We start from the raw sequence: 22,786 nt of genomic DNA, 5'->3' as shown, positions 1-22,786 counted from the left end.
GCTACACCAACTGCTTTGGTCTGATATAGCGGAACAGCAGCGCCATCAGCGCGCCGACGAACAGCACCAGCACCACGCTGATCGCAGCGCCCAGGCCCCAGTCCGGGCTCTGGAAGATGCGGAGATAGATCAACTCGGCGATCATCACGCTACGACCGCCGCCGAGGATCGCCGGCGTGACGAAGAAGCCGAGCGAAAAGACGAAAACGATCAGCGCCGAGCCGATGATGCCGGAGCGGGTCATCGGCACGAACACCGACCAGAAGGTCCGCATGCGGCTGGAGCCGAGGCCGCGCGCCGCCAGCAGCACGCGGTCGTCGAGACTGCGCATCGAAGAGGCCAGCGGAAACACGGCGAAGGGGATGAGGAAATGCGTCATGCCGACGATGACGCCGAACTCGTTGCGCACCAGCGCCAGCGGCTCCGAGATGAAGCCGACCGCCTGCAGCCAGGTGTTAATCAGGCCGCGATTGGACAAAAGCGCCACCCAGCCGAAGGCGCGGGTCAGCACCGAGATCCAGAACGGCACCAGGATGCAGAATTCGGCCACGACGCGCTGCACCGGCGTGCCGCGCACCCAGACAACGGTGATGGCGTAGGCGGCGGCAACCGAAACGATCGTCACGATCGCCGCGATGCGCAGCGTGCGGATAAAGACCGACTGCACCAACTGATCCGTGAGCAGCGCATTGTACTGCCCCAGCCCCGGCGTGGGCAGCGTAAAACTCCATTTGACCACGCCGAGGAATGGCCAGGCATAGGCCAGCACAAGAAAGAGGAGCAGCGGCGCCATCAACAGCGCCGCGCCCATCCTGTCGGAGAGGTATGCTCTCATCCGGTTATCCCGGCTTGTCAGGCGGAGATGATCTTCGTGTATTCGTCGAGTGCTGCCCCATAGTTCTTGGCGTACCAATCCATGTCGAGCGGGATCTGCTTTTTCATGTTCTCGGGATCGACCGGGTTGATGCGCTTCTTGTCGGCGGGGATCAGCGCATCGGTGGCCGGATTGGCCGGACCCTGGCCGAGCTTGTCGAACATGATGAGTTCCTTCTCCGGGTCCTGGGTGCTGGCGATGAACTTCATCGCCGCGTCCTTGCCGCCGGGATTGCCCTTGAGCACGGCGAGCGCGCCGGGCGAGATCAGACCCTGGTCCCAGATGAACTTGATCTTGCCGCCGGAATCCTGCTCGATGAGCGAAGCCCGGGTCGACCAGACGATCGCCATCGACGCCTCGCCATTGAGCAGTACGCTCTGGCTTTCGGCGCCGCCACCCCAATAGGCGACGACGTTCTCCTTGAAGGCGGCGATCTTGTCATGCGCGCGTTTGAGGTCGAGCGGGTAGAGCGAGGCCGGCGCGATGCCGTCAGCAAGCAGTGCCGCTTCCCAGCTCGACACGCCCCATTTGTAGAGCGAGCGCTTGCCGGGGAATTTTGCCACGTCGAAGAAGTCGGCCATGCCGGTCGGTGCCTGGCTGCCGTATTTCTCGGCATCGTAGGCGATGACATAGGAGAAGAAATAGGTCGAGGCGGCGTGTTCCCAACCGAAGCCCTCGCGCATCTTCTTCTTGTCGACGATCGTATAGTCGATCGGCTCAAGCATGCCCTGCGCGCCGAGCGTGATGGCCGAGAACGGATCGACGTCGACCAGGTCCCAGGTCGGGGCGCCGCTCTTGAACTGCGCCGCGATTGCGCCTTCGGTCGGGCCGGAGCCATCCATCTTAACGACGATGCCGGTCTCCTTGGTGAAGGCCTGGCCGTAAGCCGCGTCATAGGCGGTGATGGCGTCGCCGCCCCAGTTGACCAGCACCAGTTCCTTCGCCGCGGCAAAGGCGCCGGTCGAGCGCAGCAGCATCGGCGTGCCGGCCAGCACCAGCGCGGCCAGCTGCGTGAACTGCCGGCGCGAGATCTCTCCGCGCACGGCCCTGGCGGACAGCGCCTCGATGGAATGTTTCTTGGTTTGGTTTGTCATGTCAGTTCCCCTTTTTTGTCGTTGGTATTTCCTGAAAGTCAGCTTGGCGAATTCGCCACGCCGATCGTCATTGTCCTCCATCCGGAAGGAGGAAACCTTTCTCCGCCGGCCAGGTCAGCCAGACGGAATTGCCTTGGCTGAGCGCGGAAGCGGCAACCTCGTTCGGCACCGAGACCGTCATCTTGGCGCCTTGGCGCGTCGTCAGATCGAGCCGCGTTGCAGCGCCGAGATAGGTCGAGGCGACGGCAGTCGCGGCAATGCCGTTCTCGCCTGCGGCGGCTTCGCGGGCGATCGACATGTATTCGGGCCGGATCGCCAGGATGGCGTCGCCCCGGACCTTCTCGGCCTTGCAGCGCATGCTGATCGCGCGGTCTTCGCAGAGGCCCGTCGAGCCATTGTCGGCCGGGCGCACGCCCTTCAGCGGCAGCATGTTGATCTCGCCCAGGAACTCGGCGACGAAGCGGTTGTCCGGCCGATCATAGACCTCGTCCGGCGCGCCGACCTGCAGCAGTTTGCCATGGTTGAAGATGGCGACGCGAGACGACAACGCCAGCGCCTCGCTCTGATCATGGGTGACGAAGACGAAGGTGGTGCCGGTCTCCTGGTGCAACCGCTTCATCTCGGCCTGCATCTGGCCGCGCAGGCCCTTGTCGAGTGCCGAAAACGGCTCATCGAGCAAAAGTACGCCCGGCTCGAACACCAGCGCCCGCGCCAACGCCACGCGCTGCTGCTGGCCGCCGGACAATTGCGACGGCAGTTTCTTCTCGTGGCCCTTGAGCCCGACGCGCTCGATCATTTCGCCGACGCGGCGTTTGATCTCGGCCGCCGGTTTCTTGCGCACCTTGAGCGGGAAGGCGATGTTGGCCTCGACGCTCATATGCGGGAACAATGCGTAGCCCTGGAAAACCATGCCGGCGGCACGCTGCTCGGCCGGCCGCTCGGTGATGTCGACGCCGTCGCTGTAAAGGCGGCCGTCGGTCGGCTGAATGAAGCCGGCAAGGATCATCAGGAAGGTGGTCTTGCCGGAACCGGAGGGGCCGAGCAGGGTGAGGAACTCGCCACGGCCGATATCGAGCGTCAGATCATCCAGCGCACGGAACGAGCCGAAGCTCTTGCCGATCCCGATTGCCTTGATCTCTGCGGCCCGGCCGGGTTGCTGCATCCTGCCCTTTCCTTAGCGTAGGCGAAATCGTAGGCAGGGCGGCGGCTCACCGCAACCGAATAGTTTTCGCCTGATCGGCAAATTTGATTCATCTATGCGCCAATCTCCTCCTCAAGGGGGAGATTAGCGCTCCTTGTTCTCCGACAGCTTCGACCTCAGCCATCGCCCAAACGCCTCCAGCACCGGATGCGCTGCCTTGGCGTGCTCGGAAACCAGAAAATACGAGCGCGGCGAATTGATCGCGATGTCGAAGGGACGCACCAGCCGGCCTTCGCTCAGCGCCCGGCGACTGGTCAGCTCGTCGCCCATGGCGATGCCCTGGCCGGCAATCGCCGCCGAAAAGACCAGGTTCATGTCGGAAAAGAAGATGCCGCCTTCCGGGTCGGGGTTCTCGACCTTGGACAGGGCCAGCCAGCGCGCCCAGTCCTCGGTGTCACCGAGATGCAGGAGATTGGCGCGCAGCACGTCTGCCGGCTTGGAGAAGCCGCCGATCTTGTTGAGCAGCGTGGGGCTGCACAGCGGCGTGAAGGAGATTTCGCACAATGGTTCGACCACGCGGTTCGGCCAGTTGCCGACGCCGAAGGCGATGAAGGCGTCGGCCTCGGCATTGCTGACGTCGTCGAGGCGCCGCGGCGTCAGGATGCGCAGTGCGACATCGGGGTACATCTGCCGGAACTCGCCGATATGGGTGCACAGGAACAGCGAGGCGAAACCCGGCGTACAACTGACACTGAACGAGCCGCCGATGCCGGTGCCGGCATGGCGTGTCACCGCGTCGCCTAGCACCGTCAGCGCCTTGCGCACGTCGCTGGCATAGCGTTGGCCGCGTGGCGTCAGCGCCACGCCCTTGCCGATGCGCGCGAGCAGGTCGAAGCCGAGATCGCGTTCGAGCAGGCGCAATTGATGACTGACCGCACTGCGGGTCAGATGCAGTTCGTCAGCGGCGCGCCAGACGCTGCCGTGGCGGGCAAAACTGTCGAGCGCGCGCAGCGCCTGCGTCGAGGGAATTCTCAAGAGGTGAACCGAATTTGCATGAGCCGGGAAAACATATCACTTTTTGGCGAGGCGCTTCACTGCTTTCTTTCCGCCATGGAGAAACCGGTGACCTCGGCGCAAGCGACCGCGCTTGCCTGTCTGGACGACATCCAGCCGTCGCTGTCGGCGTGGACGCGGACCATCTTCGACTTCGGCGAGACCGCCTGGCGCGAATACCAGTCGGCCGCCTGGTATGTCGAGCGCCTGAAGCACGAAGGCTTTACCGTTGAAGAGGGCTCTGGCGGCATGCCGACCGCCTTCTGCGCCCACTGGACCAACGGGACCGGCCCGACAATCGGCATGTATGCCGAGTACGACGCGGTGCCTGGCAATTGCCAGGATGCGGCGACGGTGAAGCGACCGCGTCCGGGCCTCGGCGAACAGGCCGGCGGCCACACCGATCCGCATTCCGGGCTCGGCATTGCCAGCCTCGGCGGGCTGCTGGCGACCAAGGCGGCGATGCAGCGCCACGGCATATCGGGCACGCTGCGCTTCACCGGAGAGCCGGCGGAGAAGGTGAGGGGATCGAAGCCGATCCATGCCGCGAAGGGCTATTACGATGGGCTGGCGGGCATGATCTCCTTCCATCCTTTTTACATGCTGCCGCTGTGCAACACGGCGCGCTGGGACACGCATTGCGGTGCGGCCTATGCGATGATCTACCGCTTCATCTGCGACGAGCCGGAACATTGGGCGAGGGCGGCAGGCAACGCGGCGCCGATCCCGCAGGCGCATTCGGCGGTCCGGGCGCCGGGCGCCAACGACGCGCTCATGATGATGTACATGGCCTCGAAGGCGCTACGCGATTCCGTGCTGCCGCATCAGGGCGGCTGGTCGATCAGCGAGGCGATCCTGACGGCGGGGCAGGCGACCGCCGACAATCTGCCGGCCGGGCTGGCCGAGATCCAGTACATGATCCGCGTGCCGACGCTGGCGATGGCCGAGCAGGTCACCGCCGTGCTTGACCGCAATGCGGAAGCCGTCGCGGTGATGGGCGGCTGCCGCTATGAGCGGCACTGGGTGTCGAAGTCGCGGCCGGGGCTCGCCAATCACGTAATGGCTGGCATTGCCTTCGACGCGCTGGCGGCGGTCGGGCCGCCGCGCTGGGACGAGACGGCTAAGGCGATCGCCCGCGAAATCCAGGTCAATGCCGGCGGGGTGGCGAGCGAGGAGCCTTTCATCGAGGAACTGGAACTGCTGATCGAACCTCGCGAGGCAGAAGCGATCCTGCGCCGCGACCTGGCGCCGTCGCAGGTGAATTCGACGTCCGACGACTACACCGACATGTCATGGCATACGCCGACGGCGCGGTTCTATGTCGCTCGCCCGGCATTGCGCTCGGAGAACGGTCACGCCTTTCCGTCCTGGGCGATGAATGCGCTGGGCGGCATTTCTGCCACCATCGACCCGATGGTCATCTGCGCCGCAAAGACGGTCGCGCTGGCAGCACTTCGCCTGTTGGAAGACGAGGCCGCGCGCGACGCGGCGATGGACGAATTCGTCGCCCGCACCGGTGGCGGCATCGGCGGCTCGAACTGGATCGCGCCGCTCTGCGACTACGAGCCGCCAATTGGATTTCGCTGGCCGGAATACATCACCTCCCCGCGCGGACGGGACTGGTGGATACCGAGCAACCAAGCCGCATGACTCAACCAGGCCGCCCCTTCACGAGGAGAACCCATGACCGTCCATGACCGCATCGTCACCGAGCCGTTTTCGCTGCAGCGCCGCAACCCGGCCGGCGGCACCAAGAAGCTGACCGCCTGGGGCTTCGCCAACGAGACCGACGTGCTGACCGACGTGCTGCTCGGCTCGCCCAATTTCCTGCGCCATCTCTCGACCAGCTCGCTATCGCGAAAACATCTGCGCGAGGCGCCTTGCAATGTCCAGATCGCGCAGGCGCAGCACAAGGACCTTGTCGCCGCCTATGAGCATTTCGCCGTCAACATCCACTGGCATGAGCCGACGCCGGAACTGCCGATGCAGGTCTATTCACGCGATTCCAGCGTGATGACGCCATATGGCGTCATCATCACCGCGATGGCCAACTGGTGGCGGCGCGGCGAGAACTACGCGGCGATCCGCACCTATGAGAAGCTCGGCATCCCGGTCTATGACATGGTCACCGCCGGCACATTCGAAGGCGGCGACTTCAACGTCATCGAGGACGGCGTGGTGCTGATCGGGTGCGGCGGCGCCCGCACGCAGGAGGAGGGCGCCCGCCAGGTCCAGGCCTGGTTCGACAAGGAGGGCTGGGAGACCCGCATCGCGTTCATCGACGAATATTACGTCCATATCGACCTGATGGTGGTGCCGATCGCCGAGAAGCTGACCGCCGTCTGCCTCGCCTGCACGGAGCCGGGCATCGTCGACTGGCTGAAGGGCAAGGGCCACGAGATCATCGACGTGCCGTTCCAGGACACGATGGCGCTCGGCTGCAACTTCATGTCGCTGGGCAAGGACAGGGTGATCGCGCCGACGTCCAGCCAGGCGCTGATCGGCCAGCTCAAGGCACGCGGCTTCGAGGTCGCGGCCATCGATATGAGCGAGATCTCGAAGACCGGCGGCGGCATCCACTGCATGGCACAGGCGCTGAAGCGCGAGCCGGCCTGAGGGGCCGGCCTTTAGCCCCAACGCTCCCACGAAAGCGCCATTGTCAGCAACGTCGAACCCGCCTGGCTCGCGGCACGCGCCTACAGCACGATGAGCTTTCCCTTGCGCAGACGCTTGGCGCAACGATAGGCGAGGTCGGCGGCGACCATGTCTTCCATCGCAATGCCCATCGCCTTGTAGGTGGTGATCTGTTGATTCGAAACGCGACCCGGCGCGCGGTCGAGCAGCATGGCGCCAAGCTCGGTGCCGAAATCCGGGTCGAAGCCGGCAAGCTCGCAAGAACCGACCGGGGTCGGTTTGAACGCATCCTTGGTTTCGACAAAAAGACTGGATTTGCCGATGAGCTCGATCGGCATTTCTCCGCCGGGCGGCGCCACCCCGACCGACGAGACATGCGTGCCCGGCTGGACCCAGCCTGCGTCGATCACCGGCTGGTAGGAGTGGGTCGCCAGGCACACCACGTCCGAACTGCGCACTGCCGCCTCGAGGTCGGCGACCGCCACCACCGACGGATGCAGCCGGGCAAGCGCTGCCGCATCGTCGAAGCTCTTCGAAGCGACCCGGATTTCGGCAAAGTCGCGCACCAGCGGCAACAGATGCAGGTGCTGGTTGGCCTGCACGCCGGCGCCGATCACTGTCGCTATCCTGGCATCCCGGCGGGCAAGCGCGCGCACCGACAGCACGGCGGAGCCGGAGGTTCGCACCGCGGTTATGAAGGTGCCGTCCATGATGCAGACCGGCAGGCCGGACAGCGGATCGAACAGGCTGATGGTGGCGAGATGGCTGGGCAGGTTCTTGGCCAGGTTGCCTTCGAAGACATTGACGATCTTGACGGTCAGGTTCATGTCCTCCATCCAGGCCGGCATGGCGAGGCTGTAGCCGGCTCCGGGGATGTCGAGCTGTGGTCGGGGTGGATTGACGACCTTACCTTGTGACAGCGCCTTGAAGCCGTCTTCCAGAACGTCGAGAAGCTGGCTGAGGTCGATGCACGCCATCACGTCGGCTTCGCTCAGCACCAGGATCTCGGTCGCTCCCTTGCTGATTTCCGCCGCACTCTTGCCGGCTGGGCTGCACGCTTCCTTGGTCATCCTGCACTCCTGTGTTCGTCGAAATCGGCTCACCACATCTGCTTTGAGTGGGTGAGGGAAGCGCAGGCTATTGCGAGGTTTTATGTGATGAAATACGTTGATTTTGGCATCTGTGCGTGAATTAAGCACACAAATCCCTGAGATAGAGTGGATTGTGAATGGACGATCTCGACCAGATAGACCGCAGCCTGCTCCGGCTGCTGCAGGAGGATGGGCGCCGGACGACGCTTGATCTTGCCGGGCGTGTCGGGCTGTCGCCGACCGGAACCAGCCAGCGGGTGAAGCGCCTGTTCCGCGACGGGTTCATCACCGCGGTCAGGGCTATGCTCGATCCGCGCAAGGTCGGCAGGGGAACGCTGGTGTTCATCGAGGTCAGGCTTGACCACACGGCGCCGCATGTCTTTGACCGCTTCGCCGAAGCCGTGGCGAAAGCTCCGGAGGTTCTGGAGTGCCATATGGTGGTTGGCGGTTTCGATTATCTGGTCAAGGCGCGGATCGCTGAAATGGCGGTGTTCCAGGATTTCCTGCAGCGGGTCATCCTGCCTCTGCCCGGCGTGCGCGAAACGCACACTTTCGCCTCCATCGCCGATGTCAAGCCGAACGCCCTCTTGCCGGTGTAATCAGATGGAGGAGGGGAATGCTGTTCAGGGCGACGTTGAACGCATCTTCGCCACCTTGTCGCTCCCCCTAGCGCGCCTCCTGGTGCAGAGATGCCGGAGACCGGCTCTAGCCTTGCAGGGTCAGCAGGTTAGCGTCGCGCGCGAGCCGCCACTCACCATCTGGCTCCTTACGCAGGAGCGTCAGCGCATATCCCGATCGATGGACCGGCTCGCCATTCGGCGGGGTCGCGGTCATGTCGATGCGGCTGCGGATGAAGGCCCAATTGCCGAGAAGCTGTAGTTCCACGATATCGCTCGTGCCGTCGATATGAACGCCGGCCGTCTCCTGCGCGGCCGCCGCGAAGATCTCCTTGTCGAAGGGTTCCCGGCCGGGAACCATGAAGATCGCATCGTCCGTCATCAAGCTGAGGACAGTCGCGATGTCTCCACGCTTACTCGCATCCATCCACGTCTCGACCAGCTTTCGGATTGCTGTTTCGTCGCCCGTCATCCGTTACCTCCCTGGCATCTCGCCGTCATCGATAGCGCACGGCGCTTCCCCCTCGCTGAAACATAGGGCTTAGATCGCTGTCGTCATCGATTGCGGTGGTCCTCGACGTCGCGCGGCGTGGGGCATGGTCCGTGAAACGGCAGGTCCGCGCCCTCCATGCCTATCGCCAGCCGCCCGAGGCGGTGATGCGCTCGCCGGTCAGCCATGACGCCTCGTCGGAGGCGAGGAACACCGCGACGCGGGCGACGTCATCGGGCAGGCCGAAGCGACCGAGCGGGGTCATGGCGATAATCTGCTTCTCGAATTCGCTGCCGACGATGCCGATGCGCGCGAGGCCTTCGGTATCGATGCCGCCGGGCGCGATCGCGTTGACGCGGATGTTGCGTGCGCCGAGCTCCCGCGACATCGACAGCGTGATCGTGTCCACCGCTCCCTTGGTGGCGGCGTAGACGAGCGAGTTCGGCTGCGGATTGCGGCTGGCAACCGAGCTTATGTTGATGATGCTGCCGCCGCCCGGGCCAAAATGGCTCACTGCTGCTTGCGTGGTCAGAATGATGCCCAACACATTGGTGTCGAACTCACGGTGGAACTCGGCCTCGGTAACCGCTTCCAGCGGCTCGAACGCGAAGACGCCGGCATTGTTGACCAGGATGTCGAGCCCGCCAAACTCCGATTTCGCCGCCTCGAACAGGCGGCGCACGTCGGCCGCTTGCGACACGTCGCCCTGGACGGTGACGGCGCGGCCGCCACGGTCCTCGATCTCGGCGACGACGCGGTCGGCGCCTTCCTGTGACGAGGCGTAGTTGACGACCACCGCGGCGCCGGCCGTGGCAAGACCCTTGGCGATGGCAGCGCCGATACCCTTGGAGGCGCCGGTGACGATGGCGACCTTGCCGTTCAGCTTGCTCATCAAATCTCTCCTTTGTCGATGATGAGCGGTATTTAATGATGATCAGAAATCGTATTAGGATCATCATGATCCATTCTTTCGTGCCTGGAATTCCGGAATGACCACCATCCTCGAAAAGACCGCCGGTCTCGTCGCCTTCGTCCGCACGGTCGATGCCGGCTCGTTCCATGCCGCCAGCCGGCTGGTCGGCTCCAGCCCATCGGCGGTGTCGAAAAGCGTGGCGCGGCTCGAGCGGCGGCTGGGCGTCAGGCTGATCAAGCGCTCGACGCGCCGGCTCGGGCTGACCAGTGAAGGCATCGCTTATTACGAGCGCGTGGCGCCGCTGCTCAGGGCGCTGGACGATGCCGAAGACATCGTCCAGCTGGCCGATACAGCGCGCGGCCTGCTGCGCGTCACAGCGCCGGTCGAACTCGGCCGCGGCCTGATCGCGGCATGGGCGCAGGCGTTCCTTTCGCGGCATGGCGCAGTCAAACTAGAGCTCAGCGTCACCGACCGCCACGCCGACCTGATCCGCGAAGGCTATGACGTTGCGGTGCGCATGGGGCAGCTCTCGGACACCGGGCTCATCGCGCGCAAGATCGCCAATCTGCCGATCGTGCTGGTGGCCTCACCGGCCTATGTCGAGCGGCGCGGCCGTCCGGCATCGGTTGAGGATTTACCGAACCACGAATTCGTCCGCTACCAGATGGCCGGCCGGCCCTATCCCGTCACTTTTGCCGACGGTACGATGATCGTGCCGGATGGGCGGCTCGATACCGATGATGGTGGTGCCATCCGCAATGCGGCACTTGCCGGCGCCGGCATCGCGCATCTGATGCGGTTTGCCGTGCAGGACGATCTCGACACGGGCCGCCTGGTCCGCATCCTGCCCGAGGTGGCGATGCCGACCATGCCGGTGTACATCGTCCATGCGTATGGGCGACAGCTACCCGTCCGGGCGCGGCTGTTCGTCGACTTCCTGGCGGGCCAGATGGCGGCGCTGATGCGATAGCGCAGCGCGGAATGACCTCCGCAGCCGATCCGACGCCGTCGCAAGCAAGATTCTTGCCCCATCACCCGATCTTCAGAACGCAATCTTCACTGACTCGGCGCTGCGGTTGGCCGGGCCGTGGTGGACGGCCTCGATATTGTTGCCGTCGGGATCGAGCAGGAAGGCGGCGTAGTAGCCGGGATGGTAGTGCTGCCGCTCGCCCGGTGCGCCATTGTCCGTGCCGCCGCCATCGAGGCCGGCCCTGTAGAAGGCGTCGACCATGGCGCGGTCCTTTGCCTGGAAGGCAAGGTGGTGGCGCCCCGTCAGCTTTCCCTGGGCTGCCGGGCTGTCGGGGCTGGAGATGAACAGCTCGTCGGCCCAGAAATAATCCTCGGCGCTGCCGCCGATCGGAATATCGAGCACCTTGAAAACCGCCTCGTAAAAGCGCCGGCTGGCCTTGAGATCCCTGACCACCAACTGGATGTGGTCGATGAGACGGCCGCGATGAAGTTCCATACCTGATAGCTCCTTATCGCCAGGCTGGAAATCTAGCTCAGCACTGTGCACGGTCAATGCAATGGAGCAATTGAGCGGCGCAATTTCTTGACTGGATAAAAAATGCAACCGGATTGTCGGATTCAAAACGTCTCCAACGTCCTTCGGACGCAAGCGGCTCGGCGAAGCTCGAAAAGGTCGTGCCGTATCAACGCTTCCGGCATGGGAGAAAAGTGAAATGAGCCTTCCCTATCGTTGGGTTATCGTCGCGGCTGGCGCGCTGATGACCTGTGTCGCCCTCGGGGCGATGTTCTCGCTGGCGATCTTCCTCGAACCGATGGCGCTCGACACACAATGGTCGCGCGCCGGCATATCGAGTGCGATGACGCTGAACTTCCTGGTAATGGGCCTCGGCGGCTTCGCCTGGGGCGCCATTTACGACCGCTTCGGCGCTCGCATCGTCGTCATGACCGGCGCCGTATTGCTTGGCCTGGCGCTGGTCCTGGCCAGCCGCACCGGCTCGCTGCTCGTTTTCCAGCTGACCTATGGCGTGCTCGTCGGCCTCGCGGCAAGCGCCTTCTTCGCGCCGATGATCGCGCTGACCTCCGCCTGGTTCGACACGAACCGCAGCCTCGCGGTCTCGCTGGTCTCGGCCGGCATGGGCGTAGCGCCAATGACCATCTCGCCCTTCGCGCGCTGGCTGATTTCGGCCTATGACTGGCGCACGGCGATGTTCGATATCGGCATAACCGCGTGGGTGCTGCTACTGCCGGCCGCGCTTCTGGTGCGCCAGCCGCCCCAGCCCGCTGCCGACGGCGCTGCCCCAACCGTTGCCGCCGAGGGTGCCGGCATGACGGTTCCGCAGGCGCTGCGCTCGCCGCAATTCATCGTGTTGGGACTGACCTTCTTTGCCTGCTGCGCAGCGCATTCGGGGCCGATCTTCCATATGGTGAGCTATGCGATGCTGTGCGGCATAGCGCCGATGGCGGCGGTCAGCATCTACAGCATCGAGGGCCTGGCAGGGCTGGGTGGCCGGCTGCTTTACGGCGTGCTTGCCGATCGGCTGGGCGTCAAGCCGGTGCTGATCACCGGGCTGGCCATACAGGCGGTGGTCATCGCCGCCTATCTGGCGGTCAGCGAGCTTGGTCAATTCTACACGCTCGCCGTCATCTTCGGCGCCACCTATGGCGGTGTCATGCCGCTCTATGCGGTGCTGGCGCGCGAATATTTCGGCCAGCGCATCCTCGGCACGGTGTTCGGTGCCGTAACCATGCTGTCCAGCCTCGGCATGGCTTTCGGCCCGCTCGCCGGCGGCATGGTGTTCGATGCCTATGCCAGCTATTCCTGGCTGTTCATCGGCTCGGCCCTTGTCGGGCTTGGCGCGATGGCGATTGCGATCGCCTTCCCGCCGCTGCCGCGCCGGGAGTTGCAACCGGCTTAAAGCCGGATCAGCAGAAAAGGGCGGCCGCTTGGATGGCAAGCGGCCGCGATCTGGCAGTGCTTGTTCGGCATTATGAAAAGCGAATTGCTATGCTCGCAGAGGCACCACCTCGGCGCCATCAAGCGTGTAGCGCGCATAGCGGAAATCGCGAATTCTCGCCAATCTGTCGCCCGTCCATTCCAGCAGGATAAAGTATCTTGGCCCTCCGGCCGAGTCATCCGGATCGATGACAAGTATGGCTGGGTGCCGATCCACCAGGCCTGGAAGCAGCCGCCAATCGTGGATACCCGCGTAATTGTGGAAGTACCGGCCCACTTTCGTGCGGCCGCTCGCCCGGAGCCGGTTGACGAGGTCAAGCCGCACGTCCTCGGCCAGCATGTCGCGGATCGTATCGAAGTCGCGGGCGTTGAACCGCTCCACATAGGCTGCCAGACGCGCCCGCTCGGGCTCGGCCAACACCGGCACAGGCCGATCGTTAGGCTCGCCGGCGACTTCGCGCAGGCGCAGACGGCCGCGATGCAGTGCGGCTTTCACCGCCGGAACGCTGCTGTCGATAATGTTGCCGATCTCTTCGATCGTATAGCCGAGCACATCCATGAGGATGACGCTGCTACGCTGCGCCGCGGGGAGGCGCATGAAGGTCTGCAGGCTTGCGGCTGCAGTGTGTCGACCCTCGGCCGACATGCCGGGGTCAGGTATCATGTCGATATCCTCGATGGCATGCGCGGCATCCACCCTGGCGCGACGGCGCAGGTGGTCGAGCGCTGCATTGTGCGCGATGCGGAACAGCCAGCCCTCGACATTGGCTATCGGTCCGGTCCCTGGGAACGCCTCGAGCGCCTTGACCGTAGCTTCCTGGACGACATCCTCGGCATCGATCACCGAACCGGTCATGCGGGCACAATAGCGGTGCAGTTTCGGCCGCAATTCGCCGAGCAGCCGGTCAAATGGCTCCCGTCCTTCTGGCGTGCCGGATGCGGATCCGGTCATCGCACAAGGATCGATTTCATTGCGTATCTCCCAGGGCAGGCGCGCCCGCCATCAGGCGCAGCGTCTTATAGACGCTCGACGATGGCAAAGGATTCGGTCGAAAAAAACTTTCTTTAGCTGGAATCCTTTGGTGGTGCCTCCGCGTCTCTGGATCATGGGACCGCGAGACTGGTGGGCCATCTGTTCAAGCCGGAGGCGCCATAATCATGAGCAAGCAAAGTGCGGGATCAACGAAGGTCTGGGTTCTCGCCCTCACGTCGATAGGCTCCTTGATGGTCGTTCTCGATGCGATGGTCGTGGCGACCGCATTGAGCACGATGCGGGTCGAACTCGATGCCTCGCTGGAGACGCTGCAATGGACGATGAACGCCTATAATTTGAGCTTTGCCGTCCTGCTCATGACCGGGGCTGCGCTCGGTGACCGGTTCGGCCGCCGCCGTACGCTCGTTGCCGGATTGGCGTTGTTCATCGCAGCGTCGGTTGCCTGCGCGCTCGCTGGAAATGCCGGATTGCTGATTGCGGCCCGTGCGGTTCAGGGCGCGGGTGCCGCAATGGTCATGCCGCTGGCCATGGCGCTGCTGAGCGTCGCTTTTCCCCCGGAGGAACGAGGCAAGGCGCTGGGCATCTTTAGCAGCATCACCGGCCTGGCCCTGATCATCGGTCCGATGGCGGGCGGGGCGATCTCCGAAGGCCTCTCCTGGTACTGGATCTTCTGGCTCAATGTTCCGGTCGGCATCGTTCTCATCCCGCTGGTGATGCGTCGGATTCCGGAGAGTCACGGGCCGGGTACGGCAATCGATGTCCTCGGCGTCGCCCTGGTGACTGCGGCGGCATTTGGAGTGGTCTGGGGTCTGATGCGCGGCAACATCGTGGGCTGGAGCAGCTCTGAAGTGCTGTCGGCGCTGACGGCCGGGCTGCTTCTGGCCATCGCATTCGTCCTTTGGCAGCTGCGTACCCGTGAGCCCATGCTGCCTTTGCGGTTCTTTCAGGCGCGCGCATTCTCCTCGGGCGTCGGCGCGAATTTCCTGCTTTGCGCCGCCATGTACGGCCTCGTATTCCTGCTGCCGCAGTTTCTGCAGTTTGCCCAGAGCCGTGGGCCGCTCGGCGCCGGCATGGGTTTGCTGCCCTGGACCGCCACGCTTTTCGTGGTCGCACCGATCGCCGGCAGCCTGATCAACCGCGTCGGCGAGCGCTGGCTTGTCGTGGCCGGATTGATCCTGCAAGCGGCTGGAATGGCCTGGCTGGCGCAGATCGCAGCACCTGATCTGCCCTACATCCAGCTAGTCGCGCCCCTGATCATTACCGGTGCCGGCGTGTCGATGGCCATGCCTGCCGCGCAGAATGCGGTCCTCAATGCGGTCGCGCGGCCGGAGGTCGGCAAGGCTGCCGGCACGTTCAATACATTCCGCTTTCTGGGCGGCGTATCCGGGATCGCGATCGCCGGTGCGGTGTTCGCCGGCACTGGAAGCTTCTCGTCCACCGACGCGTTCAGCGATGGCTTCACCGCGGCAATCGACGTCTCCGCGCTGCTCTCGCTCGCCGGCGCGCTCGTCGGAATGGGGCTTCCGGAGCGTCGCACAGTGGCGCTCGCGAATGCCGGCAAGGAGGCGTAATTGTCGCTCGGAGGCGGGAAGCTCGCGCGAAGCGGGTCCCCGCTTCAAAACGCCTTCTACTGCCCGGCGGATGCGAGGGTGCCGCTCGCCATGAGGCCCCACAACTGGTCGGCGCTCAAGTGCCTGGCGGATCCGTCATAGGCCACGCGTCCGAGGCTGAGAACCACGATCCTGTCGGCCAGCGCCCGCACCGTGGCGAGATCGTGTGTGACGAGGCTGACGCCAGTGCCGCTGGCGGCGATCGAACGGATCAGCTTCACGCGTTCCGTGATGGCGGCGAACATGCTGCATCGCAGCACCCTGCCGCCGATATCGGCGGGCCAAGGCAGCGCGCGAAAATCGTCAAAAATGGACAATTCGGGCTGGTTCCCGCTGTTTTTTGGCTTTTATTAGCCGCGCCTCACGTTCCTGTTTCAAATATGTCAACTTTTTGTGTTGCGTTGCACAATGGTGGCGCCTTATCCTGCGTGAGGGGGGCGCTTCCGATTGGAAATGCGCCGTGAACGACGCCGCTATGTTGACCGATTGGCAGTTTCGCCGTCCCGCCGGCGCACGCCGCTGATGGGAAATGCGCGCGACACCCAATTGGACGCGCTGAGGGCCATCGCCGTGACGATGGTGCTGTACGCACACTTCTTCGCGGCCGGAGGATCCTCGTTCTGGGGCCATATCGGCGTACGTCTGTTCTTCGTGCTGAGCGGCTTTCTGATTACCCGCCTGCTGCTCGAAGCCCGCTCGGCCGCCGAATTCGAAACCGGACCGGCGCTGAGATCCTTCTATATCAGGCGGGCGCTGCGGATATTCCCGCCCTATTTCGCCGTGCTGGGTTTCGTCTGGCTTACGGACATGGAGCAGTCGAGAGGATCGCTGGCCTGGCACGCGCTCTATCTGTCGAATTTCTGGTACGCAGCGCAGAATGAATGGACGCCCTGGCTGCTCTGCCATTTCTGGAGCCTGAGCATCGAGGAGCAGTTCTATATCGCCTGGCCGTTGATCGTCCTGCTGGCGCCGCGCCGGCGCCTCGAAGCGATCTGCATCGGCGTTATCGGGCTGTCGCTGGCCTACCGGTTTTATTGGCCGATCGCGGGAACACCCGGTTTGGCGCGCGACCTGCTGCCGCCGGCGTCGATGGATGCATTGGCGTCAGGCGCGCTGCTTGCCGCTTACCGGTCAAGAGCTGCTGGCTTGCCGCAATGGCTTCGAGCTGGCTGGCCGTGGCTGGCCGTGGCGTTTTTCGTTCTGCAGTGGTTTGCGCCGGCGCCCGCAAATCCGGTGCAGGAATGGAGCCTCTGGCTGCTGTTGCAGATCCTGCCTCTCGTGCCGCTGGTGGTCATCGTTGCAAGCTGTTCGACAGGCGTTGGTGGCTATATCGGAAAAGGTCTCGAACTGCCGCCGCTGCTTGGCCTTGGCCGCATCAGCTACGGCGTTTATCTCTACCATCCGATAGTGCTGTCGCTCGTCGTCAAATCGCAGCCCTGGATTCCGCTCAACGTCTCGGAACAAGGGCCGGGACGGTTCCTGGTGGCGGGAACGGTGACGCTCATGCTGGCGTCGGTTTCATGGCTGCTTTTCGAGAAGCCGCTCAACAGCCTAAAGCGCCACTTCCCCTATGTTGCCCGGAGAGGCCGAGCCGGCTTCCCGACAGGCATCGATACGACCAACAGCGGTTGGCTCGCGGCAGGAGCATATCCGAGCAGGCCGCTTGATGGCGCATCGCGCTTGCCACGCAAGTTGCAACGAAGCGGTCGGGGCTGACCAATGGCTGCTCCCTTAGTCTCCGTTCTGCTGCCGACCTACAATGCGGGACCTTATCTTGCCGCTGCGCTGGGTAGCATCCTGCGCCAGGATTACGATCGTCTGGAGGTCATCGCCATCGATGATGGCTCGACCGACAACTCACTGCAGATCCTACAGAAATACCGCCAGGCCGACAATCGCATCTCGATCATCTCACGCGAAAACCGTGGCCTGATTGCAACTTTGAACGAAGGCCTGGCCATGGCCCGCGGCGATCTGGTCGCCAGGATGGACGCCGACGATGTCGCCTATCCCCGGCGCCTGTCGCGACAGGTCGCGCTGTTCAACCAGCAGCCTGACCTCGCGCTGTGCGGCGCGGGTTTCGACACCTTGCTCGGCAACCGCATCGTCAGGGGTTCGCCCGATCCGATATTCCAGGACAATAGCCTGCGCATCTTGTCGATGTTCTTCACGATCTGCATGCATTCCACGGTCGTCTACAACAGGAAGGTCATCGAAGAGAGCGTTCTATTTTATAACGAAAGGTACAAGCACGCCGAAGACTTCGACCTGTTCAGGCGGCTGACCGACCGCTACCCGGCGGCCATGATCCCCGAAAGCCTGATCGCCTATCGTATCCATGACGACAGCGTGACCAACAGGCACAAGCGCGAAATGCGCAGGACGCATTTGAAGATCGTCGCCGAGAACCTCGAGCGCGAGGGGCTCGCGGAAGAGACGCAAGACCTCCGCGACATCAGTGAGGTCCTGTCGATGGGCACGGTTCGCCGTGCCGCCGAGTGGATCCTTGCGCTGGAAGAAAGGATTGCCGCGCTGCCGGCCGAGGCGAGGCCGAGCTACCAGGCCGGCACGCTGAACCTGTTCTACTTCCTCTATCAGCTCATATCGGGAGAAAGACAGCCGTTGCTGATGCACGAATTCCTGACGCGGACCGCGAAATGGAAGCTCATCCGGCGCCGCGAGCAGTACGTGTTTCGCACCGGTGCCTTCGCGCCGCGCTTCAGTCTCGCCTCGATGTCGGTCACCAGGCAGGTGGATGCCCTGTCGCGGTATCTGCAATCCGTGCCGGCCGCGGCGGTTTTGCCTTCGAACCAGTTGAGCTAGCAACGCATGTTCGTCAAATCGCACCAGCTCCAGCAGCGCGGCCACTCGACGGTTCCGGCGGCCATGTCGCCGCGGCCGCAGCAAGGACCGGCGCCGGCGGTCAGTTTCATTGTCTGCACACGCGACCGCGTCGCCGTGCTCGAGCCCTGTATCAGGTCGATCCAGGCCGCGTGTCGTGCCTATGCCGACTTTGCCGCCGAGCTGGTGGTTGTCGACAACGGCTCGACCGACAGCACCGCCAAACGGCTGGCCAGCATCGCCGAACTGTCGGACATCCCGTTCACCGCTATTCGCGAACCACGACCTGGACTGGCGGCCGCGCGCAACGCCGGGCTGGAGCGGGCGCGGGGCCGCGTGCTCGTCTTCGTCGACGACGATTGCGCAGTCCACAAGGATTATCTGCACGATCTGCAACGGCACTATTCGGCCGGCGAACGGGTCATCCGTGGTGGCCGCGTCGAGATCGGCGATCCCCGCGACCTGCCGTTCACCATCAAGCGGTCGCCGGTGCGCGCGCGGCTTACGCCGGATGTCCATCCCGGTGGCTTCGTGCTTGGCTGCAACATGACGATGCACCGTGATGTTGCAGCCCGCATCGGCCGTTTCGACGAACGCTTCGGCGCCGGCGGCCCGCTGCGCTCGGCCGAGGATACGGACTATCTCGTGCGGGCGGTGCTGCTTGGGATTCCGGTCGAATATGTGCCCGACATGACGATTTACCACCATCATGGTCGGCGCGATCGCAAGGCCATAGAAAAGCTGCACCGCGACTACAGCATGGGCAATGGCGGGCTTTGCCTGAAACATATCCGGCACGCGCCGTGGCTGCTTCGCCATTTCTACTGGTCCATGAGGGCGGCCTTGCGCGAACTGAGGAAAGGCCCTCTGTTCGACCGTGAACTCAAGCTGTCGCACTGGCCGATCATCGGCATGAACTTGCTCGGCGCGGCCAAGTTCGCGGTGCTTTCGCTGGTGAAATCGCCGCAGCCGGCGCAAATGCGACAGGAGCAACAGGCAAATGCCGAGGCGAGGTGATCCGCAATCATGCGATTGATGCCGCCCAGCCTGCCGATGCTGCGCCGCGCGCTCGGGCAAAAGCAGTTGCGCCTGCTTCCGGCCGTGGTGGTGCTCGGGCTGCTCAGTGCGGCGCTTGAGGGGTTCGGCATCGGCCTGATCATCCCGTTGCTGAACATAATCATGGGGCAGGGGCAGACCGGCATGGCTGGCTTTTCCGCCGTCTTCCAGCATGTCGGATCCAGCCTGAGCGAGCGCGACCGGCTGATCGTCATATCCGTCGCCATCCTCGGCTCGATCGTGCTCAAGAACCTGTTCGCCTACGCCAATACGCTGCTGACCACCTTCATCTACGGCAAGGCAAGCCATTCGATCCGCAGCGCGCTGTCGGAGCAGCTGCTGCGGGTGGGCTACCCGTTCTTCCTGCAGCAAAGCCCTGGACGGCTGCTCAACATCATCTCCAACGAATCCTGGCGGGCCTCGGATGCCATCCAGATCACGCTGGGGGCAATCGTCAACGCATCGGCCGCGATCATCCTGCTGACCTTCCTGCTGCTCCTGTCGTGGCAGATGACGCTGCTGGTCACGCTGGGCCTGGCGCTGGTGCAGGTCGCGCACGCCATGCTGTCGGCCAATCTGAAGGCGCCGAGCCGCAGCGTCGCCTCCCGCAACAGCCAGCTCGCATCACAGATGCTGCATCTGGTGCATGCCGGACGGCTGATCCGCATCTTCGGCCAGGAGCAACGCGAGAAGGCGGCATTCGACCAGGCATCGGATGCAGTGCGCCGGGCGGCGTTCGTGCTTTTGACGCGTCAGGGAGCGTTGCCGCCGCTGACCGAGGTTCTGCACGCCATGCTGTTCCTGGCGGTGGTGATCGGCGCCTGGTTCGCCAATGTCAGCTTCCCGCTGATCGTCGCCTTCGTCATCCTGCTCTACAGGCTGCAGCCCTACATGCGGTCGCTGCAAATGGCCTGGAGCCAGTTGCAGGGCCTGAGCGGATCGCTTGAAGAGGTGACGTGGATGCTGGACCCATCCGGTAAGCCCGAGCCGCCGCAAGGTGACGCGGCGTTCCCCGGGCTCAGCCAAGGCATCAAGTTCGAGGACGTCACCTTTACCTATTCTGGTTCGGAACAGCGCGCGGTGGTGCTGCATGCGGCGAATTTCGACATCCGCAGCGGCCGCTCGACCGCGCTGATCGGCCGCTCTGGCGCCGGCAAGACGACGATCGTCAATCTCCTGTGCCGCTTCGTCGAACCGGATAGCGGCAGGATCCTCGTCGATGGATCGCCTCTGGACCGCATCGACCCCAGCCAATGGCGAAAGCACATCGCGCTCGCCAGCCAGGAGCTGGAGCTGGTCGACGGCACGATTTTCGACAACATTATCTACGGCCAGGACGCGGCCTCGGCCGATGACGCCGAGCGCGCGGCAAAACTGGCCGAAGCGCATGGCTTCATCGAGCAACTGCCGCAAGGCTACAGGACCGTCGTCGGCTACCGCGGCGTCAACCTCTCGGCGGGACAGCGGCAGCGGATCGCGCTGGCCAGAGCCCTGGTGCGCGATCCCGATATCCTCATCCTCGACGAAGCCACCAATGCGGTGGACGGGCTGTCGGAAGCGGCGATCGTCGAGACGCTGAAGTCGCGCGCCGGCCGCCGCACCACCATCGTCATCAGCCACCATCGCAGCACCATCTCGTTCTGCGACGACGTGGTGATCCTGAGCCACGGCCGCGTGAAAAAGCAGGCGCCCTTCGCGGCGCTCGCGACGCTCAGCATGGACGAGCTTTACCAGCACGAGGCGCTGGAGGGCTGAGGGCGCCCCCCGCTGCGTGCGCGCGCTGGGAGGTCGTCTCGGATGTCAAGCCAGGTCAAGCATCTCAGGGCGAGGAGCCCTCCGCCATGCCTCTCTGCAGGATTTCTGGGATGATGAGTGATCCCGAGCTTACCCGCTTTCGATCTGGAGCGTACAGAACCAAGGGTCCGCCTGCCAAATCCATCAATGGCAGGCGGACCCTAATCAGCGCTGAAGGGACTGATTCTGCGCCGATCTCTCCTCGAGGAGGTGACGCCATCAACTGAAGACGGGCGCAGTTGTTCCCGGCGCCGGCCGTACACGAGACCATTGCGCAGGCAGGTCAGACTTAGGTCCTATAAACGGGCATCGCTGGCTGGAGTGAACATCGGGTCTGCTCGGTGGTAGCGAAACTTCGGCCGGAGGTCGACGCAGCCATTGGGTTCCGGGGCATGGCTCGGCGCTGATCATAGGCGGCGATCGATCCCCGCACGCCTGATGGAGGGGCGCTTGCATTCCTGCGGAATGCCCATCCACCGGCGCCAAGTGAAGTTCTCCAAGCGGTACGGGCTCAGCGGTCGTCAAGCTGTTGCTAATATGCAGCACAGGCAGCGCTCTATGAACAGCGTCGCTTGGAACCGCTACCTCCGACCAACCGTTAGTGTCACAATGACGAACCAAAAAGTGAGGCTGACGATGGACCCGCTGCAAAACAACACGTTGGAGATCTGGTGTCTTGCGGCTGTTCCGCTGTCACTGCTCCTTACGGTGTTATTAGCCGGATTTATTCTTTAGCTGACCCAACGAGGCCGGCTTTGCGGACCGGGCCAGGAAGATGAAAATGACGGCCATTAGGCACGGTAGGGTCGCGGACACCCCGTGGCACCAGGCCGTGGCTGCCTTTTCCAACGTGCCTCCATAATCGGCTCTTTCGAGCGGTCCGGCTCGCGGCGATTGCTCGCGGCGCCGTGGCGAGGGCGAGCATCCGAGCTCGTACGTTTTTTACACAATCTCTGATTGGTGGACTCGCCCGACGCCATCGACGTTAATTTTGCGTTAGCGACAGGAGGGGGAAGATCGCTAACGGGAGGAAGAAAATGAAAGAAAACTACGATCTGACGATCGACTACGACGACGTGCCTTACGACAACAAGCCTTACGATCTAGCCACATTCGCAAGGAAGCACGGGCTCAACATTCGAGCCGCCGAGCTTCTTCTTTTCGCCAAGGGCCCGTCTCGAGCGGCCTGCGATGCCGCGGCGAGGGCTTTTCTGGCGGCAGTCGCCGCACAAGCTATGAGACAATCGGCGCGGTAGGTCTCACAAAGCCATTGCTGACACGGCCTGCCGTGTCAGCAACCTAACGGACAGCGCTGGAAATTCCGGGCCGTTTCCAACAAGATGCCTAAGCATCCGGGAACGGCCTGAAATGTGCAATCTTTACAATATCACGACCAGCCAGGAGGCCATTCGCCAGTGGACCCGCGCCTTGCGGGATATCCTCGGCAATCTCGAACCCTCCATCGACATCTATCCCAACCAGCCAGGCCCTGTGGTGCGCAACACGCCGGACGGCGAACGCGAATTCAATTCGCCCGTGACATTTTTGTTCCCGTTTTGTTCAATTTGACCAGAAACTAGTCCCTATGATTGCTGGGCCTGAGGGCGGCCCGTCATCCGATATGCAACGGTACGAGGGTTAAGCCGGCTGGCCGGCGCAGA

The 22,786-nt window shown here is 63.6% G+C and carries 21 protein-coding genes and 1 pseudogene; 12 read left to right on the top strand and 10 right to left on the bottom strand.

Annotated elements, in window-relative coordinates; translation table 11 throughout:
• Position 1: 1 nt before the first annotated feature.
• The 4 genes from NKI01_RS19925 to NKI01_RS19910 form a co-directional block, all read right to left on the bottom strand.
• Positions 2-835 (bottom strand): ABC transporter permease, encoded by an 834-nt coding sequence (locus tag NKI01_RS19925; RefSeq protein WP_031194462.1) that lies wholly within the window; start codon positions 833-835, stop codon positions 2-4.
• Positions 836-852: 17 nt separating this feature from the next.
• Complete coding sequence (locus NKI01_RS19920; protein ID WP_031194461.1) at positions 853-1,968, bottom strand: ABC transporter substrate-binding protein; 1,116 nt, start codon at positions 1,966-1,968, stop codon at positions 853-855.
• Between the two features lie 67 nt (positions 1,969-2,035).
• On the bottom strand, positions 2,036-3,130 hold the full coding sequence (locus tag NKI01_RS19915; protein ID WP_352494433.1) for an ABC transporter ATP-binding protein: 1,095 nt from the start codon (positions 3,128-3,130) through the stop codon (positions 2,036-2,038).
• Between the two features lie 123 nt (positions 3,131-3,253).
• The gene (locus NKI01_RS19910; RefSeq protein ID WP_352641004.1) at positions 3,254-4,144 is read right to left on the bottom strand and encodes a LysR substrate-binding domain-containing protein; all 891 of its coding nucleotides are present in this window, start codon (positions 4,142-4,144) and stop codon (positions 3,254-3,256) included.
• Between the two features lie 75 nt (positions 4,145-4,219).
• On the opposite strand from NKI01_RS19910, the gene NKI01_RS19905 reads away from it, so the two are divergent.
• Both NKI01_RS19905 and NKI01_RS19900 read left to right on the top strand, forming a co-directional pair.
• Entirely contained in the window at positions 4,220-5,812 is a 1,593-nt protein-coding gene (locus NKI01_RS19905; RefSeq protein ID WP_352788228.1) for a zinc-binding metallopeptidase family protein, read from the top strand.
• Between the two features lie 33 nt (positions 5,813-5,845).
• A complete protein-coding gene (locus NKI01_RS19900; protein ID WP_352788147.1) occupies positions 5,846-6,778 on the top strand; it encodes a dimethylarginine dimethylaminohydrolase family protein in 933 nt (310 codons plus the stop codon).
• Positions 6,779-6,858: 80 nt separating this feature from the next.
• On the opposite strand, the gene NKI01_RS19895 is transcribed toward NKI01_RS19900, so the two are convergent.
• Positions 6,859-7,866, bottom strand: coding sequence for an ornithine cyclodeaminase family protein (locus NKI01_RS19895; protein WP_023720585.1), 1,008 nt, complete (start codon positions 7,864-7,866; stop codon positions 6,859-6,861).
• 158 nt (positions 7,867-8,024) lie between these two features.
• Between NKI01_RS19895 and NKI01_RS19890 the strand changes: the two genes are divergently transcribed.
• Entirely contained in the window at positions 8,025-8,486 is a 462-nt protein-coding gene (locus tag NKI01_RS19890) for an Lrp/AsnC family transcriptional regulator (protein WP_023720584.1), read from the top strand.
• 106 nt (positions 8,487-8,592) lie between these two features.
• Here the strand turns inward: NKI01_RS19890 and NKI01_RS19885 are convergent, their stop codons facing one another.
• A complete protein-coding gene (locus NKI01_RS19885; protein WP_023722391.1) occupies positions 8,593-8,976 on the bottom strand; it encodes a YybH family protein in 384 nt (127 codons plus the stop codon).
• A 160-nt stretch (positions 8,977-9,136) separates the two neighbouring features.
• Entirely contained in the window at positions 9,137-9,886 is a 750-nt protein-coding gene (locus tag NKI01_RS19880; protein ID WP_023722390.1) for an SDR family NAD(P)-dependent oxidoreductase, read from the bottom strand.
• Positions 9,887-9,983: 97 nt separating this feature from the next.
• Between NKI01_RS19880 and NKI01_RS19875 the strand changes: the two genes are divergently transcribed.
• The gene (locus NKI01_RS19875; RefSeq protein ID WP_023722389.1) at positions 9,984-10,877 is read left to right on the top strand and encodes a LysR family transcriptional regulator; all 894 of its coding nucleotides are present in this window, start codon (positions 9,984-9,986) and stop codon (positions 10,875-10,877) included.
• Positions 10,878-10,949: 72 nt separating this feature from the next.
• Here the strand turns inward: NKI01_RS19875 and NKI01_RS19870 are convergent, their stop codons facing one another.
• On the bottom strand, positions 10,950-11,372 hold the full coding sequence (locus NKI01_RS19870; protein WP_023722388.1) for a VOC family protein: 423 nt from the start codon (positions 11,370-11,372) through the stop codon (positions 10,950-10,952).
• A gap of 217 nt (positions 11,373-11,589) precedes the next feature.
• On the opposite strand from NKI01_RS19870, the gene NKI01_RS19865 reads away from it, so the two are divergent.
• Complete coding sequence (locus NKI01_RS19865) at positions 11,590-12,792, top strand: MFS transporter (RefSeq protein ID WP_023722387.1); 1,203 nt, start codon at positions 11,590-11,592, stop codon at positions 12,790-12,792.
• A gap of 87 nt (positions 12,793-12,879) precedes the next feature.
• Here NKI01_RS19865 and NKI01_RS19860 read toward each other — a convergent pair whose 3' ends face one another.
• Entirely contained in the window at positions 12,880-13,782 is a 903-nt protein-coding gene (locus NKI01_RS19860) for a sigma-70 family RNA polymerase sigma factor (RefSeq protein WP_352788153.1), read from the bottom strand.
• Positions 13,783-13,988: 206 nt separating this feature from the next.
• On the opposite strand from NKI01_RS19860, the gene NKI01_RS19855 reads away from it, so the two are divergent.
• Positions 13,989-15,395: a DHA2 family efflux MFS transporter permease subunit gene (locus NKI01_RS19855; protein ID WP_352964344.1), complete on the top strand. Its 1,407-nt coding sequence runs from the start codon at positions 13,989-13,991 to the stop codon at positions 15,393-15,395.
• A gap of 56 nt (positions 15,396-15,451) precedes the next feature.
• On the opposite strand, the gene NKI01_RS19850 is transcribed toward NKI01_RS19855, so the two are convergent.
• Entirely contained in the window at positions 15,452-15,751 is a 300-nt protein-coding gene (locus tag NKI01_RS19850) for a P-loop NTPase family protein (RefSeq protein WP_156948281.1), read from the bottom strand.
• 205 nt (positions 15,752-15,956) lie between these two features.
• On the opposite strand from NKI01_RS19850, the gene NKI01_RS19845 reads away from it, so the two are divergent.
• The 6 genes and pseudogenes from NKI01_RS19845 to NKI01_RS19820 all read left to right on the top strand — a co-directional run.
• On the top strand, positions 15,957-17,150 hold the full coding sequence (locus NKI01_RS19845) for an acyltransferase family protein (protein WP_352964342.1): 1,194 nt from the start codon (positions 15,957-15,959) through the stop codon (positions 17,148-17,150).
• A gap of 3 nt (positions 17,151-17,153) precedes the next feature.
• Complete coding sequence (locus tag NKI01_RS19840; RefSeq protein WP_352964341.1) at positions 17,154-18,257, top strand: glycosyltransferase family 2 protein; 1,104 nt, start codon at positions 17,154-17,156, stop codon at positions 18,255-18,257.
• Positions 18,258-18,263: 6 nt separating this feature from the next.
• Entirely contained in the window at positions 18,264-19,292 is a 1,029-nt protein-coding gene (locus NKI01_RS19835; protein ID WP_502899445.1) for a glycosyltransferase family 2 protein, read from the top strand.
• A gap of 9 nt (positions 19,293-19,301) precedes the next feature.
• Complete coding sequence (locus NKI01_RS19830; RefSeq protein ID WP_502895814.1) at positions 19,302-21,086, top strand: ABC transporter ATP-binding protein; 1,785 nt, start codon at positions 19,302-19,304, stop codon at positions 21,084-21,086.
• A 1,076-nt stretch (positions 21,087-22,162) separates the two neighbouring features.
• Positions 22,163-22,381 (top strand): hypothetical protein, encoded by a 219-nt coding sequence (locus NKI01_RS19825; protein WP_051409764.1) that lies wholly within the window; start codon positions 22,163-22,165, stop codon positions 22,379-22,381.
• Between the two features lie 112 nt (positions 22,382-22,493).
• Positions 22,494-22,649: pseudogene (locus NKI01_RS19820) on the top strand (SOS response-associated peptidase); the annotation flags it as partial.
• Positions 22,650-22,786 lie beyond the last annotated feature (137 nt).

The organism is Mesorhizobium sp. M0815 (assembly GCF_040319995.1).
Classification (GTDB): Bacteria; Pseudomonadota; Alphaproteobacteria; order Rhizobiales; family Rhizobiaceae; genus Mesorhizobium.
This window is presented reverse-complemented; position numbering and strand designations above follow the sequence as displayed.